This window comes from Corynebacterium sp. HMSC11D10 (assembly GCF_001806995.1).
In the GTDB taxonomy this organism is placed as follows: Bacteria; Actinomycetota; Actinomycetes; order Mycobacteriales; family Mycobacteriaceae; genus Corynebacterium; species Corynebacterium coyleae.
This window is the reverse complement of sequence record NZ_KV787029.1, coordinates 22,325-39,110: the sequence shown is the minus strand read 5'-3', so window position 1 is coordinate 39,110 and position 16,786 is coordinate 22,325. Positions and strand designations below refer to the sequence as shown.

General features: G+C 63.2%; 17 protein-coding genes. 10 read left to right on the top strand and 7 right to left on the bottom strand.

The genetic code is table 11. The features are described from left to right. The coding region (locus HMPREF3120_RS03035; RefSeq protein WP_083284752.1) for a histidine kinase at window positions 1-836 on the bottom strand (836 nt) is incomplete at its 3' end. 112 nt (window positions 837-948) lie between these two features. Here HMPREF3120_RS03035 and HMPREF3120_RS03030 point away from each other — a divergent pair. Continuing rightward, window positions 949-1,905: an ABC transporter permease gene (locus tag HMPREF3120_RS03030; protein ID WP_371441185.1), complete on the top strand. Its 957-nt coding sequence runs from the start codon at window positions 949-951 to the stop codon at window positions 1,903-1,905. After that, entirely contained in the window at window positions 1,905-2,552 is a 648-nt protein-coding gene (locus HMPREF3120_RS03025) for an ABC transporter ATP-binding protein (protein WP_070450720.1), read from the top strand. The genes HMPREF3120_RS03030 and HMPREF3120_RS03025 overlap by 1 nt, the downstream gene beginning before the upstream one ends. A gap of 52 nt (window positions 2,553-2,604) precedes the next feature. Here the strand turns inward: HMPREF3120_RS03025 and HMPREF3120_RS03020 are convergent, their stop codons facing one another. The 4 genes from HMPREF3120_RS03020 to HMPREF3120_RS03005 all read right to left on the bottom strand — a co-directional run bounded on the left by HMPREF3120_RS03020 (window position 2,605) and on the right by HMPREF3120_RS03005 (window position 7,555). Continuing rightward, window positions 2,605-3,717 carry an MFS transporter gene (locus tag HMPREF3120_RS03020; protein ID WP_070450730.1) on the bottom strand — a complete coding sequence of 371 codons (1,113 nt, stop codon included), beginning with the start codon at window positions 3,715-3,717 and terminating at the stop codon, window positions 2,605-2,607. A gap of 81 nt (window positions 3,718-3,798) precedes the next feature. Beyond that, window positions 3,799-4,653: a hypothetical protein gene (locus tag HMPREF3120_RS03015; protein ID WP_070771146.1), complete on the bottom strand. Its 855-nt coding sequence runs from the start codon at window positions 4,651-4,653 to the stop codon at window positions 3,799-3,801. Window positions 4,654-5,010: 357 nt separating this feature from the next. After that, complete coding sequence (locus tag HMPREF3120_RS03010) at window positions 5,011-5,982, bottom strand: NAD(P)-binding domain-containing protein (RefSeq protein ID WP_070450715.1); 972 nt, start codon at window positions 5,980-5,982, stop codon at window positions 5,011-5,013. Continuing rightward, the gene (locus tag HMPREF3120_RS03005; RefSeq protein ID WP_070450713.1) at window positions 5,975-7,555 is read right to left on the bottom strand and encodes an NAD(P)H-hydrate epimerase; all 1,581 of its coding nucleotides are present in this window, start codon (window positions 7,553-7,555) and stop codon (window positions 5,975-5,977) included. The genes HMPREF3120_RS03010 and HMPREF3120_RS03005 overlap by 8 nt, the downstream gene beginning before the upstream one ends. A 77-nt stretch (window positions 7,556-7,632) precedes the next feature. Between HMPREF3120_RS03005 and HMPREF3120_RS03000 the strand changes: the two genes are divergently transcribed. From HMPREF3120_RS03000 to HMPREF3120_RS02990, 3 genes are all read left to right on the top strand, one after another. After that, complete coding sequence (locus tag HMPREF3120_RS03000; RefSeq protein ID WP_070450710.1) at window positions 7,633-9,126, top strand: DUF1846 domain-containing protein; 1,494 nt, start codon at window positions 7,633-7,635, stop codon at window positions 9,124-9,126. A gap of 65 nt (window positions 9,127-9,191) precedes the next feature. Further along, entirely contained in the window at window positions 9,192-9,533 is a 342-nt protein-coding gene (locus tag HMPREF3120_RS02995) for a helix-turn-helix domain-containing protein (RefSeq protein WP_070450708.1), read from the top strand. 10 nt (window positions 9,534-9,543) lie between these two features. Beyond that, window positions 9,544-10,443, top strand: a complete 900-nt coding sequence (locus HMPREF3120_RS02990; RefSeq protein ID WP_070450706.1) for an oxygen-dependent tRNA uridine(34) hydroxylase TrhO — start codon at window positions 9,544-9,546, stop codon at window positions 10,441-10,443. On the opposite strand, the gene HMPREF3120_RS02985 is transcribed toward HMPREF3120_RS02990, so the two are convergent. Both HMPREF3120_RS02985 and HMPREF3120_RS02980 read right to left on the bottom strand, forming a co-directional pair. Beyond that, window positions 10,418-10,882: a hypothetical protein gene (locus HMPREF3120_RS02985; protein ID WP_070422061.1), complete on the bottom strand. Its 465-nt coding sequence runs from the start codon at window positions 10,880-10,882 to the stop codon at window positions 10,418-10,420. The genes HMPREF3120_RS02990 and HMPREF3120_RS02985 overlap by 26 nt on opposite strands. A gap of 10 nt (window positions 10,883-10,892) precedes the next feature. Further along, complete coding sequence (locus tag HMPREF3120_RS02980) at window positions 10,893-11,855, bottom strand: universal stress protein (protein ID WP_070450704.1); 963 nt, start codon at window positions 11,853-11,855, stop codon at window positions 10,893-10,895. Window positions 11,856-11,956: 101 nt separating this feature from the next. Between HMPREF3120_RS02980 and HMPREF3120_RS02975 the strand changes: the two genes are divergently transcribed. From HMPREF3120_RS02975 to HMPREF3120_RS02955, 5 genes are all read left to right on the top strand, one after another. Further along, the gene (locus HMPREF3120_RS02975; protein ID WP_070422103.1) at window positions 11,957-12,319 is read left to right on the top strand and encodes a DUF5318 family protein; all 363 of its coding nucleotides are present in this window, start codon (window positions 11,957-11,959) and stop codon (window positions 12,317-12,319) included. A gap of 102 nt (window positions 12,320-12,421) precedes the next feature. Further along, window positions 12,422-14,647, top strand: coding sequence for a transglycosylase domain-containing protein (locus HMPREF3120_RS02970; RefSeq protein WP_070450702.1), 2,226 nt, complete (start codon window positions 12,422-12,424; stop codon window positions 14,645-14,647). Window positions 14,648-14,651: 4 nt separating this feature from the next. Next, window positions 14,652-16,184, top strand: coding sequence for a glycosyltransferase family 87 protein (locus HMPREF3120_RS02965; RefSeq protein WP_070450700.1), 1,533 nt, complete (start codon window positions 14,652-14,654; stop codon window positions 16,182-16,184). Next, on the top strand, window positions 16,181-16,369 hold the full coding sequence (locus HMPREF3120_RS02960; RefSeq protein ID WP_070422058.1) for a hypothetical protein: 189 nt from the start codon (window positions 16,181-16,183) through the stop codon (window positions 16,367-16,369). Before HMPREF3120_RS02965 ends, HMPREF3120_RS02960 begins: the two co-directional genes overlap by 4 nt. A gap of 22 nt (window positions 16,370-16,391) precedes the next feature. Next, window positions 16,392-16,769, top strand: coding sequence for a hypothetical protein (locus HMPREF3120_RS02955; RefSeq protein WP_070450698.1), 378 nt, complete (start codon window positions 16,392-16,394; stop codon window positions 16,767-16,769). The last annotated feature ends 17 nt before the right edge of the window (window positions 16,770-16,786 follow it).

Sequence of the window (16,786 nt, the reverse complement as noted above, 5' to 3'; positions counted from 1 at the left end):
TGGCGGTCCGACGCTGCCCGGGCAAGCCGCTCCAGCCGCACCGGCAACGCCACACGCTGGGGTTTGTCTTCAACCGAGACCGTGTCCGCCGAGTTGATTTTGACGAAGCGGCGCGCCTCCGCCAGGTTGTCCGCCGCCGTCGAGCGAATCACGTCCAGGGTCTCGCGCGCCGCGGCGTCGTCGCCGAGCTGCTTATCCAGCGCGCGGCCGAGCAGCACGATCGAACTGAGCCCCTGTGCCATCGTGTCGTGCACCTCGCGCGCCAGGCGTGCTCGCTCCTGCGCCACGCCCGCCGCATGCTCCGCCGCGGCGCGCTCCCGCTGGGCCGAGCGCAGGTCATCGGCCATCTGCTTGTAGTGGTCCGCCTCCGCGCGCAGCGCCCGGTACGCGTGCACGATGAACACCGCGAGCACCGTGCCTATCGACGGCCCCACCACCGCACCGATATTTCCACCCGGCGCTGCCACCGCCACCAGGGACACACACAGTAAGCCGGCCGCAGCGACCAATTCCCACCATCGCGGCAGGATCACACACGCCAACATGACCAGCGGAAACTCCAGCCACACGAAGTCCGCGGAAACCTGCACCAGCCCCACCCACAGCGCGGCCACGACCGCCAGCCACGCGTACGGCGCCCAACTTGGATAGGCCCGGCCCTCGTAGTGCCACACCGTGCCCGCCATGTACACAGCGGCGAAGACGGTGGAGAGAACGAGGCCGGGCAGGGGGTCGTCGATACGCAATTGCCCCATAAGACCCACCACAAGCAATACGGCGACCAGCACGTGCAAGCTCACGCGTAACAAATCCAGAATCCGGGTCGTGGACAACATAAGACTGAGCGTAGATCAACCGATCGGTTGATTGGGATTTCAACCGCCCGCCCGATGTGGAACAGTGCAGGTCAAAGCCATAATCGGAGTCATGTTCGTAGGTTTGAGAGAAATGAAGTCGGCCAAGGGGCGCTTCGGGCTGATCGTGGGCACGGTCACCCTGATCACCCTGCTGGTGGTTGTGCTGACCGGCCTGACCGCAGGCTTGGGCAAGCAGAACACCTCAGCACTTGAAGCGCTCGAGCCGGAATCCGTTGTCTTCCAGGACCCGGAAGACCTGTCGTTTACCACCTCGCGTGTGGAGGCTCGCGACGGCATGACCCCGCTTGGCACCAGCCAAATGCTGCTGACCAAGGCAAACGGCGAAGACGCCGCAGTGTCCATCCTGTCCCTGCCGGAAGGCACCGTGCTGCCGGGCGGCCAGACGCTGGGCAAGGACGCGGTTGCCGCGCCGGGCCTTGAACTCACACAGGGCGAGGAGATCACCGTCGCCGGCAAGGCCATCACCGTCGGTGCAATTGGCGAGGACCTTGCGTTCTCCCACTCCCCTGTCCTGTGGGTGCCCACGGACTTTTGGAAAGAGATCATGCACACCGACGCCGACGGCACCGTGCTGCTCGCCGACCATGAGGTCGACGGCGGCGTCACCCTGAAGGCGTCCTTCCAGGGGCTGCCCGCCTACTCCTCTGAGCAGGGCTCCCTGAAGCTCATCCAGGGCTTCCTCTACGCGATCGCCGCGCTGGTGATCGTCGCGTTCCTCACGGTGTGGACGATGCAGCGCGGCCGCGACCTAGCCATCCTGAAGGCCATCGGCGCATCGAACAAGTACCTGCTCAAGGACGCACTCGGCCAGTCCGCGGTGCTGCTCGGTGCAGGTGCGCTGATCGGAGGCGTGGTCGCCTTCGGCCTCGGGCTGGCGATGCAGGGCGCTGCACCGTTCTCCCTGACCGCACTCACCGCCGTCGCCCCGCCAGTTGCCATCTGGGCGCTCGGCATGGTCGGCGCAATGATCGCCACCCGTTCCATCACCAAAGTTAACCCTCAACAGGCCCTTGGAGGTGCCGCATAATGCTTGAACTGAAAAATGTCACCGTCGCCTTCCAGGACGGCCAGGAAATGCGAACCGTGCTGGACAACATGAACTTCACCGCCAAGCCCGGCGAGCTGACCTTCATTGTTGGCGAGTCCGGCTCCGGAAAATCCACCATGCTTTCCGTCGCCGCGGGCCTGATCACACCGGATTCCGGCACCGCCACCCTCAACGGCGTTGAGGTGAACAACGATGTGCGCCGCGACAAGATCGGCATGATCTTCCAGCAGGCCAACCTGATCGCCGCGCTCAACGTTCGCGACCAGCTGCTGGTCACCGACGACATCCGCGGCATCAAGCCACGCCCGGACCGCGCCGATGAGCTCCTGGCCAAGGTCGGCCTCGAGGGTCTTGGCGATCGCCGTATGGGCGAGCTCTCCGGCGGTCAGCGCCAGCGCGTCGGCATCGCCCGTGCGTTGATGGGTGAGCCAGAGCTTTTGCTTGCCGACGAGCCCACCGCCGCCCTCGACCACGACCGCTCCCAAGAGATTGTGAAATTGCTGCGTGACCTGGTTGAAGAGCGCAACATTGCCTGCGGGTTTGTCACCCACGACCGCTCGCTGATCAATCCGCGCGACGAGGTCTTCGAGGTTGGCGTCAACGCACGCACCCCGGTCTACGCATAAGACTGCGCTTATATGTCTGGGGTTTGTATGTCTGGTGCTTCAATCGCTGGCGCTAGCGCAGGAGCGTGCGCGACCACAGCGCCAGCACCGCAAACGCCAGGGCGCCAAGCACGCCGGTAGACACCAACGTGCCGGACAGGTAGCCCGCATCTACCACCGCAGCACCAACCGCGGAACCGGATGCGATACCGACCTGGAAGGTGACCACGTACACCGAACTTGCCAGGTCCTGGTTGCGCTGGCCTGCGTGCAAGAAGATGGTGGTGGCTACCGTGGGCAGCGCACCGGCGGCCATGCCGAACACGGCGATCACCGCGAACATGCCTAGGCCGCTTCCGGCACCGAGCGCGAGCAAACCTGCGATGGCGGACACCACCATCACGGCAGCGGCCAGGGCATTGAGCCGGATCATTCGGCTATCCACCCTCCGGCCGGCGATCGTGATGCCGACCAAGCCCGCGATGCCGTACAGGGACACGCCGAACGGCACATACGCGTGGCCGGCGGTGCCTTCCACCAGCAGCGCCAAGTACGTAAAGGTGGAGAAGATACCCGTCACCGCGAGCAGCACGTACACCACAAGCGAAGGGATGGCGGACTTCGTCTTCGTCACCTTCGCCCTGTTCGCCGGTGGCACCGCCGGCAGGCTTGGCAGGGTAGCGATCAGGGTGACCAGTGCGCCGATCGTCGCTACGCCAAGCACCCACGTGGACGCCCGCCAGCCGATCATCGTGCCCAACGCAGTGGTCAGCGGCGAGCCAGCAACCAGCGACAAGGTAGAGCCGATGGACACCGCGGCCACCGCCTTACCTGTCTGCCCGGCAGGTGCGATGCGCGCTGCCATCGGGTTGACCAGCGACCAGAACACGCCGTGTGTAAACGCTGCGGTGACGCGCCCGGCGACCAGCATCCAGTAGTTGCTCGCCGTTGCTTGCAGCACGATCCCGCCGAGGAGAAACACCAGAGTGGCGATAAGCAGCGGACGCCTATTGACGCTACGCGTGAAGTGGATCAGCGGGATGGTCACCACTGCGACCAAGCCCGCATAGACGCTCATGAGGAGGCCAATTTGGCCTTCGGAGACGCCGAGGTCTCGCGCCATCGGGGAGATGAGCCCCACCGAGAACATCTCGAAAGTGACATAAACAAAGGCGGCGAAACTCATCGCCGCCAGTGGTACGAAGGGGAATTGGCCCGGGGTTTTCTGGGGGGTTTTCGCGGTGTTGGACACCGCGCCAAATTACGCCTATCGCCCGCCCATGACAAATGCTGCCCCAGCGCCACCAATGATTGTCAACAGAGCGACGACGATGCCGATGATCGCACCGACAGGCATCGACGCTTGTGGTTCGTTCTTCTGGCGCTCAACCGAGGTGGAGAAGTCAACGCTGATGTTGGTGGTGGTCTTCGACTCAGTCGGTGTGGACGGCTCTGTGGTCTTGCCAGGCTTGTCCTTGCCGCGCTGTACCGGTGGCACGTCGTACGGAGTGGTCGGCTTGGGAGCGACGGGCAGAGTGACCGAGCCGCCACCATTGGCGCAGGCCTCGCGTGCCTTCTTGAAGGCATCGCGGAACTGTGCCGCATTGACCGAGCCGATGGCTTCCTTGGACGAGGCGTGCGCGTTTACCCACTTTTTGCGCTGGTCTGCCGGCATGTCTGCCAGAGCGCCCTCGAGAAGCCTGTCGCTAATTTCCTGTGGGAAAGCGGGGTAAATGTCGCGTGGGTCAGTGGCGCTGATGGTGCCACTTTCAAGGGCGTCATCCACAACGCGCCAGAACTCAACATGATCCAGCGCCAGTCCGTCTTCACTGGATACCAGCACGCTGTTAATGATTTCGGTGAAGTACCACTTTGCGCCTGCCGGATCTACATTTGCGGCAGTAGCGATGCGGTCTTCCCAACGGGCGGTTTCAGCGTTGCGGTTGGCATGGAACTGCCTGAAGTATGGGCCGTTGAATGCTTCGAGGAATTCTTGTGCGATGGGCGCAGCTTCCGGGAACGCTACCTCGAAGGCGTTGGTCCACTGCTGTTTTTGCTGCGCTTGGGGGCTCCTAAGGTCTCGCGGCAATGCTGCGGCGAAATCCTTTTCTGCAATGCTCATTTGCAATGAGCACACGCCGTTAATGGGCTTGCCTACAGTGGCCGCGTCGGCGGAGGGCACGGCAGTGACAGCCGCTGCTGTAGTAGCTGTCAGGGCAAGCGCTGCGATCCTCCGTTTATTTAACACATAAGTAAGCGTAGCGCAGATGTCCAACTATTCACCCTTCGTGAGTAGGGTGACCTGCGTCTCAAGTACGGGCCAGTCCGTGCTTAATTAACGTACGTGCTGGTTGGAGAAAGCTGAGTTAGTGCTACTCAGGAAACTCTCATGTAACGAAAAGGTGAATGTATCCCTGAAAAGGGCTATTTTTCCACGTCAAGGCCTAAATAACACCTATGTAATTTTGTCGAAGCGTGCTTACCTGCGACGGTGTGCGCCAACAGAATCGGCGATCCGAGCCGCAATATCACGGGCAAACGGGCTCACCCCTCGAATCGTTCCGGCACCCGGTCCGTTGATGTTGTCAAACCCCAACACGTACAAACCAGGCGTGTCCCGGGGCAGCCCGCGGATAGGCCCGAGGGCCGGACGAAACCCGGTTGCCCAGATGATCACGTCCGCGTCCACCTCGTCGAGCGAACCTACCATCGGACGCGCCTGAAGCAGGCCGGCGTCGCGCGCTCGGCGCACCTCCGGTACGACGACGATCTCTCCGCCGAAGTCCACCCCGCCCGGATCTGGCTCCCCCTTCGCAATTGCAGTGAGGCGCTCACGATTGCGGCGAAACAGCGTGGAACCGTCCACGTCGTCCGGCATGAAACCCGGTGCAGAACGTGTCAGCCACTGCGCCTTTACCCCGGCTAGCGCGAGGTCCGCCGTGATCTGGGCACCCGAGTTACCGCCACCGACGACCGCGACGCGCTGGCCTGCGAAATCTCCCGGTCGCGTGTAGTGCGCCGAGTGCAACTGCCTGCCCGAGAACTCACCCGGCACAAACGGCACGAACGGCGCAGACCAGATCCCGGTTGCAACCACCACGTTGCGGGCGTGGAGGTTTTGGGGGCGGATGGTGAAGCCAGTGTCGTCGATAAGCACACGCTCCACACGCTGCCCACGGCGAATGGGAAGGTCGTAGCGGGCCTCGTAGCGCGTTAAATAATCGACGACATGATCACGCGGCGGATACCCATCAAACGAAGGCATCGGCCAACCCGGCAGGTTGGAAAACTCCGCGCGCGAAAACAGCGTCAGCGATTCCCAGTAGTTCGGCCACGCCCCGCCGGGAGCGTCGGCGGCGTCCAGAACCGTGAAGTTCACGCCGTATTTGCGTAGGTAATACGACACGGCAAGGCCGGACTGGCCGCCGCCGATCACGACCGCATCAAGCATCATTTCGCATCTTCGCGGTTGCGGGGCGGATGAACTCGGCGATCCGGCTCGCTGGCGCCGTCGCGTCACCGTACGCAGTAGCAGCAGCCAGTTTCGCAGCCAAAGCGTGCACGGCCACCGCGCCGGCGAGTGCGACCTCCTCCCATAGCCGCTTGGCATGCATAAGCGCCAGGTGCGCCCCCGCGATGCCCGCGAGCACATCGCCCGATCCCGGAGTCGCCGCCCAGGAATGCCCCGCGTCGATCGCGTACGCCGTGTACGGGTCGCCCTCGTGCGCAATCACCGTCACCCGCCCCTTGCGTACCACCGTGCACTGCAGCGCGGCGGCCAGCGCGATGGTCTCGGCCATGCGGTCGCTCTCCCCCACGTTGGCGGCTTCACACAGCCGGGCGAATTCGCCGTCGTGCGGGGTCAGCACCGTCATCTGTTCGCGTTGGGCCACCAGTTCGCGCAGGTTGGGGTGTTGGGTGAGCAGGGTCAGGCCGTCGGCGTCGATAAGCACCGGCACCTCCTGGCCGAGCACCCACCGCAACTCCGCCGCCGCAGCCTCGTCGGTGCCCGCGCCCGGCCCAAACACCCACGCCTGCACCCGGCCAGCATCCTGGAGCGTGTGCGTAGCGACGACCTCCGGATGCGCCCGCACCACCTCCACCGCCTGCGGGCCGGCGTAGCGCACCATCGCCGGTGTGGCGTTCACCGCGCCCGCAGTAGACAGGATCGCTGCGCCGGGATACCCATCGCTGCCTGCGCGGATGCCGACCACACCGCCGGTGTACTTGTCGTCCTCAGGCCCTGGCGCGATGTCTTGGAGCGGTGGCTGCCACAGGGTCTGTATCCCGTCGGGCCACTTCTGCTCGGTCCACTTCTGCTCCGGCAGCACCGCCCGGTTTGCAATCAACAGCGGCGGGCCATCCTCTGCCCACAAGGTGAGTTGGTCGCCGAGCGTTTCGTGCAGGCGCTTGCCCGGCAATCCGATGTCGGCGAGCAACTGCACCCCGCACGCTGGCGACAGCCCGTGGGCGCGGCGCAACCCGCCGAAGGTGACCGTCACATCGGCGTTGACGTGGCACTGCCCTGCCCAGCCGGTGTCGGCCTCCACGCCGGTGGGCAAGTCCACGGCCAGCACTTGGGCGTTGAGTGCGTTGGCTAACTCGACTGCGGGGCGAAGGTTCTCGCGTACCTCGCCGGTCGCGCCGATGCCCGTCATCGCATCGATAACCAGGGCATAGTCCTGCCATTGTTCCGGGAGGTCCTCCATCACTACCCCGCCGGCTGCCGTGAACGCCTGCAGGGCACGCTCCTGCGCCGAGCCTGTGGGCAACACCGCATCCACCCGGTGGCCTGCCAGCAACAACTCCGCGCCGGCGTAGAGGCCGTCTCCCCCGTTGCCGCCAGGCCCTGCAAGCACGAGCACCCGGGCGCGTGCCTCAGTCCCTTCAGCGAGCATCACGTTGGCTACCTCCGCAACGGCGTGGGCAGCGGATTGCATCAACTGGTCCTCGAACTCCTGCGCCGCAAGCAGGGGTGCTTCCGCAGCTCGGATCTGGTCGGCGGTAAACGTGGAGGAAAACATGCCTGCCACCGTAGCGCTACCACCGTGTGGAGGTAGCGGGGTGCGTGGTGTCGCAGCAAAGCAATAGAATTGCGCGCATGCCGTACACGACCGGTTTTGACCGCGAAAAATACATTGCAATGCAGTCCGAGCACATCCAAGCGCGGAGAGCCGAGGTAGGCGGCAAACTCTACCTGGAGATGGGTGGGAAGCTTTTCGACGACAACCACGCCTCCCGTGTTCTCCCCGGATTCACTCCGGACAACAAAATCGCCATGCTTGACCGCATCAAGGACGAAGTGGAAATTGTCATCTGCTTCAACGCTGGTGATGTCATCCGCCAAAAAGTGCGCGCTGACCTGGGTATTACATACGAAGATGACGTGCTGCGTCTTGTGGATGTGTTCCGCGACCGTGGCTTCCTCGTCGAAAATGTGGTGTGCACCCAACTCGACGGCCACAACCGCACCGTGGAGGCGTTCCTCGAGCGTCTTTCCCGCCTTGGCCTGAAGGTGTCGCGCCACTACATGATCCCTGGCTACCCCAACGACACCGCCAAGGTGGTCAGCGAAGAAGGGTTTGGCCGCAACGACTATGTGGAAACCTCCCGCGACCTGATTGTCATGACCGCGCCGGGACCTGGCTCCGGCAAGCTGGCCACCTGCCTGTCGCAGGTCTACCACGAGAACCAGCGAGGCATTGCCGCAGGCTACGCCAAGTTTGAGACGTTCCCCATCTGGAACCTGCCCCTCTCCCATCCGGTGAACCTGGCCTACGAGGCGGCCACCGCGGACCTGGACGATATCAACGTGATCGACCAGTACCACCTCGACGCCTACGGGGAGAAGGTCACCTCCTACAACCGCGACATTGAGGTCTTCCCGCTGCTGAAGACGCTGCTGCGCGAGGTTACGGGCACCGAGCCGTACCAGTCCCCGACCGACATGGGTGTCAACATGGCGGGCTACTGCATTTCCGACGACGAGGCCTGCCGCCACGCCGCCCAGCAGGAAATCATTCGCCGTTACTTTGCATCGCGTGTCGATGAACGCCGCACCGGCTCCGACTCCTCCATCTCTGACCGTGTGATGAACGTGATGCGCAAGGCGGATCTCTCTGTGCAGGACCGCGTTGTGGTTGCCCCGGCGCTCGACGTCGCGGAGGCGACCGGCAAGCCGGGTGCGGCACTTGAGTTGCCGGACGGCCGCATTGTCACCGGTAAGACTTCTGACCTGCTCGGACCTTCGGCTGCGGTGCTGCTCAACGCGCTGAAGCTGCTTGCGGGTATCGACGACGATGTGCACCTGCTCTCCCCCGATTCCATCGAGCCGATCCAGTCGCTGAAGACCCGCCACTTAGGGTCGGTCAACCCGCGCCTGCACACCGACGAAGTACTTATTGCCTTGTCCGTGTCGGCGGCTTCGAACCCGGACGCGGCGCTCGCGTTGGATCACCTGAAGTCCCTTCGTGGTTGCGATGCTCACATCACGGCGATCCTTGGGTCTGTGGACGAGGGCATTTTCCGCAACCTTGGTGTGCTTGCAACGTCTGAGCCGCAGTACTGGCGAAAAGGGCTGTACCACAAACGCTAAGAAAATCTTAGATTTCTTCTTTAAAACGGCTCCGCTCGTTGTATTTGTGGTTTATGGTCGCCTGTATGCCTGTACAACAACCGCCGGTGGAGACCGCGTTGGCTCAGCTCAACGACGGCATTGCTGCCGCCCGAGCTGACCAGCGTGAGGAAGTCACGCTACCCAAACAGACCGCTGCCTGGATCCGTGATCTGCTCGAGGATCTTGCGGAGGGGCGCCTCATGCGCCCACCCAGCCCCGAAGATGAAATGACCACCCAGCAGGTAGCTGACCTGCTCAACGTGTCTCGTCCATACGTAGTCAAGCTTATCGACGAAGGCACACTGCCTGGCCACAGAGTCGGTACACACCGCCGCGTGTACACGCGCGACGTATACGCCTACAAAGAACGGACCCGCTCGACGTAGACTGCCAGGCATGACCAGCAAAATCCTGCTCTACTACAAGTTCCAGCCCATCGCCGACCCGGACGCGGTGCGTCTGTGGCAACGCGACCTGTGCGAAGGGCTCGGCCTGACCGGCAGGATTATCGTCTCCGAACACGGCATTAACGGCACCGTCGGCGGCGACATCCGCGCCTGCAAAACCTACGCGAAGAAGACCAAAGAGTACTTCAAAGGCATCGAGTTCAAGTGGTCCGAAGGCGGTGCCGAAGACTTCCCGAAACTCAGCGTCAAAGCCCGCGACGAGATCGTGGCGTTTGGCGCACCGGGGGAGTTGAAGGTTGATGAAAACGGTGTGATCGGCGGCGGAAAACACCTCACTCCGCAGCAGGTCAACGAGTTCGTGGAGGCCAACCCGGACGTGGTCTTCTTCGACGGGCGCAACACCCGCGAGGCCGAGATCGGACGGTTTAAAAACGCGGTGGTGCCAGATGTGGAAACCACTCACGACTTCATCAAAGAGCTCGAGTCCGGCAAGTACGACTGGATGAAGGACAAGCCGGTCATCTCGTACTGCACCGGCGGCATTCGCTGCGAGGTGCTGTCCAGCCTGATGATCAACCGCGGGTTCGAAGAGGTCTACCAAATCGACGGCGGCATCGTCCGCTACGGCGAAGCCTTCGGCAACTCCGGCCTGTGGGAAGGCTCCCTGTACGTGTTCGACGACCGCATGCACACCGAATTCGGTGCCACCGACGACCCGGACTACGTCCAGCTCGGCCACTGCGTGCACTGCGGGGAGGCGACCAACCAGTTCTACAACTGCGCCAACGAGCCGGAGTGCCGCCAGCAGTACTTAAGCTGCGAGGCCTGCCGGGAGAAGAACCCGTACTGTGCGCAGTGCGCAACTACATCGTCGCCAGCATCCCAATAGTCAGAATCAGCCACGCCATGGTGAACGGCACGAGCGGGATCCAGAACACGCCCATCCACGGGATCCAGCGCTCGTAGCGGTTGAGTTTGCGCACCATGATCACCGCGCAGCCGATCAGGCCGGCGATCGGTGGGAGAGAGGTGACTACAGCCCAGGTGGTGCGCCAGGTTGGGGTGCACAGCCAGGTGGCGTCGCCGTCGCTGCACAGCGGCCCGCCTTGCAGGCGGGCGACCAGGCCTAACACAAACGCCAACAGGAACGTCACCCCAACGGTGCCCAGCGCCCACGTGATCGCCTGACGGGTGGAGCGCTTATTGCGCCGGTCTACCTCCAGCGGATCCGGGGCATCCGCCAACTCATCAAAGGAACGGGGCTCCGGGCGAACGCGGGAGAAGCGGTCGGCGGGGGAGTGCAGGTCGTTTTCAGGATGGTCGCGCATACGCCCTAACCTACTTCGCTGCCTCCGGACAGACGATGACGGGCACAGGCGCGTAGCGGATGAACTCGCCTTCGAGCGTGCCCAAAAACACCGTGCGCAGATTCGGCGACGGCTGCGAACCCAGGCACATGATGTCGCCCTTGCGCCACTTCACCGAGTCAATCGAGCGCTTCCAGTTCTTGCCGGTGGACACGGAGCTGGTCACGTCGAAATGGTCGAGGCGGTCGGGGGAGAGTTCGCATGCGTACTCCCAGGCTCGGTCGCGGGCGTGGTCAAGCATGCCGAGGGTGCGTTCGTACCATTTCGGGCCGTGCTCGTCGTAACTCGTCGGAGAGAACGCGATGATGCGCAGCGGCAGGTGCAGCGCGCACGCGAGGGCGGTGGCGTAGTCCAGGCCGTAAAACTCGGGTTCTTTCTTCCCGTCGGTGTCCACCACGGCGTAGGTCACGCGCGTGATGCCCTTCTTAGACAGCTTCACTCCGCGCGGTGCCAGCCCGAGGGGGATGGGGGAGGAGTAGAGCATTTCGTCCGTAACGCTGGACGGGCGTAGTCGGCCCTTGGGTGATTTTGCGCGGGAGCCCATGACGATGAGGTCAGCGTTGAACTCTAAGGCGTTGTCGAGAAGCGAGCGGACGGTATCTTTGCCGTCCTTGAGCGTGGCCACCTCTTTGGACCACTGCGATTTCGGGATCTGCCCGTCGAGTTCATCGACCACGCGTTTGTGGAACTCTTCGCGCATCTTCTTCAGCTGCTTCTTGCGGCTCTTCGCCGAGGTTGTCAGCGCCTGGATCGGCGGCAGTTGCGCAGATGCCATGACCTGCACCTTCATCGGCAGGGAGCGGCCGAGCCAGGCGGCGAACTCGACGGCTTCGCTACTTGTGGTGTCCCAGCCAACCGCAACGCGGAGAGGAGCATCCGAATCGACAGTGTTCGGTAGGCGTGCAGACTCGGGGGATACAGCGTGGTGGCTCACGTCGTGGCTCCTCGAAGTGGCAGTGTCGCTAGCAAACGTTTGAACATCAACATCATATGTGGCGTCGGCGACGCACCGAAAACGGCGTTACCATTGCGCAGATGTTTGTGTATGAGGGTGAGGTGTCGCACGAGTGGCGTCGTCGCCACGCATTGCGCGAGCTCAACGCAGGGCGCATGCGTATCGACGACGCCTGCGACGCCGACTTCATCCTCCGCGCCGCCGCCGAACACCACGGCACCGCATCCCCACGGCCCTGCCCCATCTGTGGCGCCGAACTGCGGGAGATTACCTGGGTGTACAGCGAAAAACTCGGCCGACGCACCGGCACCGCCCGCAGCGCAGAAGAAATCGACCGCATGGTGCACGAGGTCGGCCCCATCACCGTCCACTTCGTGGAGGTTTGCCGCGACTGCAAGTGGAACCATCTGTTAAAGGAAGTCACTGCAGTACCAGTAGTGTGATTTCGCGTTGGCCGGGTAGGGTGTGCATAGAAAACGAGTAGGTAGCTCGCGGTTTCGCCCTCCCCGCGGGGGCCGCGAGTCAAATTGCGCAGGGAAAAACGAGTGTCAGATAAAGACAACGGCGGCGATACGACCGCCAAAAAGAAAAGCAACGGCTCAACGACCGTCACAACCAAGAAACGGTCGCGCGCATGGCAGTGGTTTATCGCGTTCTTGCTGTTCTTGGCCATGATTGCGGCGATCCCGCTGGCGTGGTTCTTCTGGAGCTACGCACGCGCCGAGGTGCCCGAGCCGGGCAAGATTGAAACGGCGCAGATCTCCAACATCTTCTACCGCGACGGCGACAAGGAACTCGCCCGCATCGTCCCGCCGGAAGGCAACCGTAAGCAGATCCCGCTTGACCAGGTGCCCGAAGACGTCCAAAACGCGGTGCTTGCGGCAGAAGACCGTGACTTCTGGACCAACTCCGGCTTCTCCCCGACAGGCTTCGCTCGCGCCGCCATCGGGCAGCTCACCGGCAACGCATCCGCAGGTGGCGGCTCCACCATCACCCAGCAGTACGTGAAGAACGCACTGGTGGGCAACGAGCACTCCTACGAGCGTAAAGCTAAAGAGCTCGTCTACTCGGTGAAGATGACCAACCAGTGGGAAAAGGCCGACATTCTGCGCGCCTACCTGAACACGGTCTACTTCGGCCGCAACGCCTACGGCATCGAAGCCGCAGCGCACGCCTACTTCAACAAACCAGCCTCCCAGCTCACACTGGAGGAGGGCGCAGTCCTGGCCGCGTCGATCCAGCTGCCGAGCCAGCTTGACCCGTGGACCAACCGCGAAGCCGCGGAAGGCCGCTGGAACTACGTCATGGACGGCATGGTGGAAACCGGCGCCATCACCCAGGAGCGTCGCGCGGCCGCCCACTACCCGGAGACCCGTGACCCGGCCACCTACTCGGCCTACACGGAAGCAACCGGCGCAAATGGCCTGATTAAAAACCAGGTTGTGGCGGAGTTGGCCACCATCGGCATCACCGAGGACGACCTGACCAACCGTGGCCTGCAGATCACCACCACGATCGATGCCGGCACCCAGCAAAACGTCGAAGAGATCACCCGTCAGCGCCTGTCCTACCTACAGGATGACGCCCGCTCCGGCGTCGTTGCCATCGAGCCGAGTACCGGTGCCGTGCGCGCCTACTACGGCGGCGAGGAAGCCAGCGGTTGGGATTACGCCAACGCGGGCCTGCAAACGGGTTCGACGTTCAAAATCTTCGCGCTCGCGGCCGCCCTGCAGCAGGGCATCCCGCTGACGTCCATGTTCGATTCTTCCCCGGTGACCCTGCCGGGCAACCACGTCGTGACCAACTGGGACGGCGGCGGAGGCGGAATGCTGTCCATGACTGAGGCCACCCGCGTATCCTCCAACACCGCCTACATGCGCATTCAAGACGAACTGGACAACACCACGCAGGACACCGCCGACATGGCGCACGCCCTGGGCGTGGCCAAGTCCATCCCCGGCATCCCGCTGACCTTGCGCGAAAACGGCGGCCAGCCGTACGAGGGCATCGTGCTGGGCCAGTACCAGTCGCGCGTGCTGGACATGGCCACCGCCATGGCAACCCTGACCAACCGCGGCCTGATGCACCCGACCCACTTCGTGGAAAAGGTTGTGGACGCCACCGGCGAGGTCCTCTACGAGGTGGACCGCAACTACACCGAACGTCGCGTCTCCGAGCAGGTGGCGGACAACGTCCTCGAAGCAATGCAGACCGTGCCGGCGTACTCCAACGCGGTGCTCGCTGGCGGCCGGCCGTCCGCGGCAAAGACCGGCACCGCCCAAATGGGCGACACCGGCAACAACAAGGACGCCTGGATGGTCGGCTCCACCCCGCAGCTCGCCGTGGCCGTGTGGGTGGGCACCGCCGACAACACCTCGCCAATCTTTAACGAGTGGGGCGGCATCATGTACGGCTCCAACACCCCGTCCCAAATCTGGAAGCAGTTCCTGGACACTGAGCTGGCGGATCAAGACTTTGAGTACTTCGAGCCGGCAAGCCCGGTGTACTGGGGCGTGAACGCCTACAAGGGTGGCGTTGGCCTGGGCGGTTACTACTCCACTCCGGCAACCCAAAACTCGGCTACCGGGACTGCGCCGACGGAATCCGAGTCGGCTGCATCTTCCGCTCCGAGCGAAGCACCTGCTCCGGCACCAGCACCGGCTCCCGCGCCAGCACCGGCACCTGCACCTGCTCCCGCACCGGCGCCTGCGCCGGACTTGCGTGATGCTGTCAACGATGTGATCGGCCAAGTTCAGGAGGCGTTCCAGTAACAGCATGTCTCAGACTGATCAAACAACCGTCACATGGCCGGACCCGGCCGACCGCGTCCAGCCCGGCAAAACCGAACCGGTGGCACGCGGCTGGGTGAACTACCTCGGCGGACCAATGGGCCGCTTCGCCCAGATCGGCCGCGCCCGGTTCTGGACGCCGCTGCGCGCCATCATCGCCGTCGCATACATCTTCTTGTCCTTCGGCGCACTACAGAAGTCGCGCTGCGCTGGCGGCAAACTGGACGACAACGGCATCATGCAGCTCAACTGGGACGGCAACCGCCAGTTCGTCGCTGCCTGCTACAACGACATCATCCCGCTCTACGGAGCACGCGGTCTGGACCAGCCGGGCTTTGTCTACGCCTACTCGTGGGTAGAAGACGACCTGACCCGCTACATGGAATACCCGGTGCTCGCTGGCCTGTTCCAGCAGCTCAGCGCCTGGATCGCGCGCGGTACCTACTTCCTGACTGATAGCTTCCTGCCGGAATCTGGCTGGTACTTCTACGTCACCGCACTGCTGATGTCCATCATCTGGGTGATCACCATCCGCATGGTCGCGGAACTTGCCGGCAACCGCATCTGGGACACGCTGCTCGTCGCCGGTTCGCCGCTGCTGATCGTCCACGCGTTTACCAACTGGGACATCCCCTCGATCTTCTTCGCCGTCGCAGCGATGCTCGCGGCGCGCAACCGCAAGTGGTGGCTGGCCGGTGTGCTCGTCGGTTTGGGCACCGCGTTCAAACTGTGGCCGCTGTTCATCCTCGGCGCGTACCTCACTGTGGCGATCCGCAAGCGTGACCTCGTGCCGTTCTTCAAGATGGTCGGCGCCACCGCCATCACCTGGATCGCCGTCAACGCGCCGGTGTACCTGCGTTACCCAGACGCATGGAGCGAGTTCAACCGCCTCAACACCGACCGCGGCTGGGAGTGGACCACCATCTACGCGGTGCTCTCCCGCGAGTTCGGGTGGGCCGGCTTCGAATCCGGTGAGGGCGCCCCGGTGATCCTCAACGCCGTCACCCTGATCCTGTTCCTGCTCGGCTGCCTGTTCGTCCTCATCCTCGGCCTGCGTGCGCCGCAAACCCCGCGCATTGCGGAACTGATCGTGCTCATCGTCGGCTTCTTCCTGCTGTTTAACAAGGTATGGAGCCCGCAGTACTCTCTGTGGTTCGTGGTTCCCGCGGTCCTCGCACTGCCGTACTGGCGTCTGCTGCTGTCCTGGATGGTGGCGGACATGATGGTTTGGCCGGTGCTGATGTGGCACATGATGGGCGACGACAACATGGGTGTGCCGGGTTGGTTCCTGGACATCTTCATCCTGGCGCGCGATGCGTTTATCGTGGCGGTGATGGTGCTCGTCGTCAAGCAAATGCTCGGCAAGCGCCCGGACAAGGTCCGTGAGGCGCATAACGGCCACGACCCGCTGATGTCGCTGCCTGCGCAGTGGAAAGAGCCTGTGCTTATCGACGAGCCCACGCCCGAGCCCGTTAAGCCCGCCGAGGCTGAGGCGGAGGCGGTGAGTACGCAACCATGACCACCGCAACGGTCCTCGGCATCGTCTCTATCCTGATCGCGTTTGCCCTGTTCGGCGCGTCGTTCTACATGGCAACGAAGGGCCGCAAGAAAGAGTCGATCATCTACGGCGCGGTTGCGTTTGTGTTCATGACGATCATCCCGGTGTCGCTCGCACTTTTCGTCGCGGTGCCAAACCCGACCTGATCTTCGTCGTTACAGTGGGGCCATGCTTACGAAGAAGATGGTTGCCCTGACAGTCGCCGCCACAGCAGGACTTGCCGTGGCGGCGTGTTCTGATTCTGGCGAGACTGCGCCCGAAACAGTCACTGAAACCGTCGCGCCCGAAACGGTGACGGAAACGTCGAACGCTGGAGCCGCTGTGTCCGAGGATCTCCCAGCCGCTGTGACCGGCTACTCGGACGAGGCGCGCAAGGATCTTGTCGACGAAAACGTGACCGAAGCCGAAGTCCAAGACGTCTTAAAGGCCGCCCAGGATGGCAAGGCCAAAGTGGAGTGGGACGATGACGGCTACTTCGAGGTGGAGTTCGGCGAAATCGACATTGATATCGATAAGGACGGCCTCGTTTTAGACGTCGACCGCTAAGACCGAAGATTTTCGCG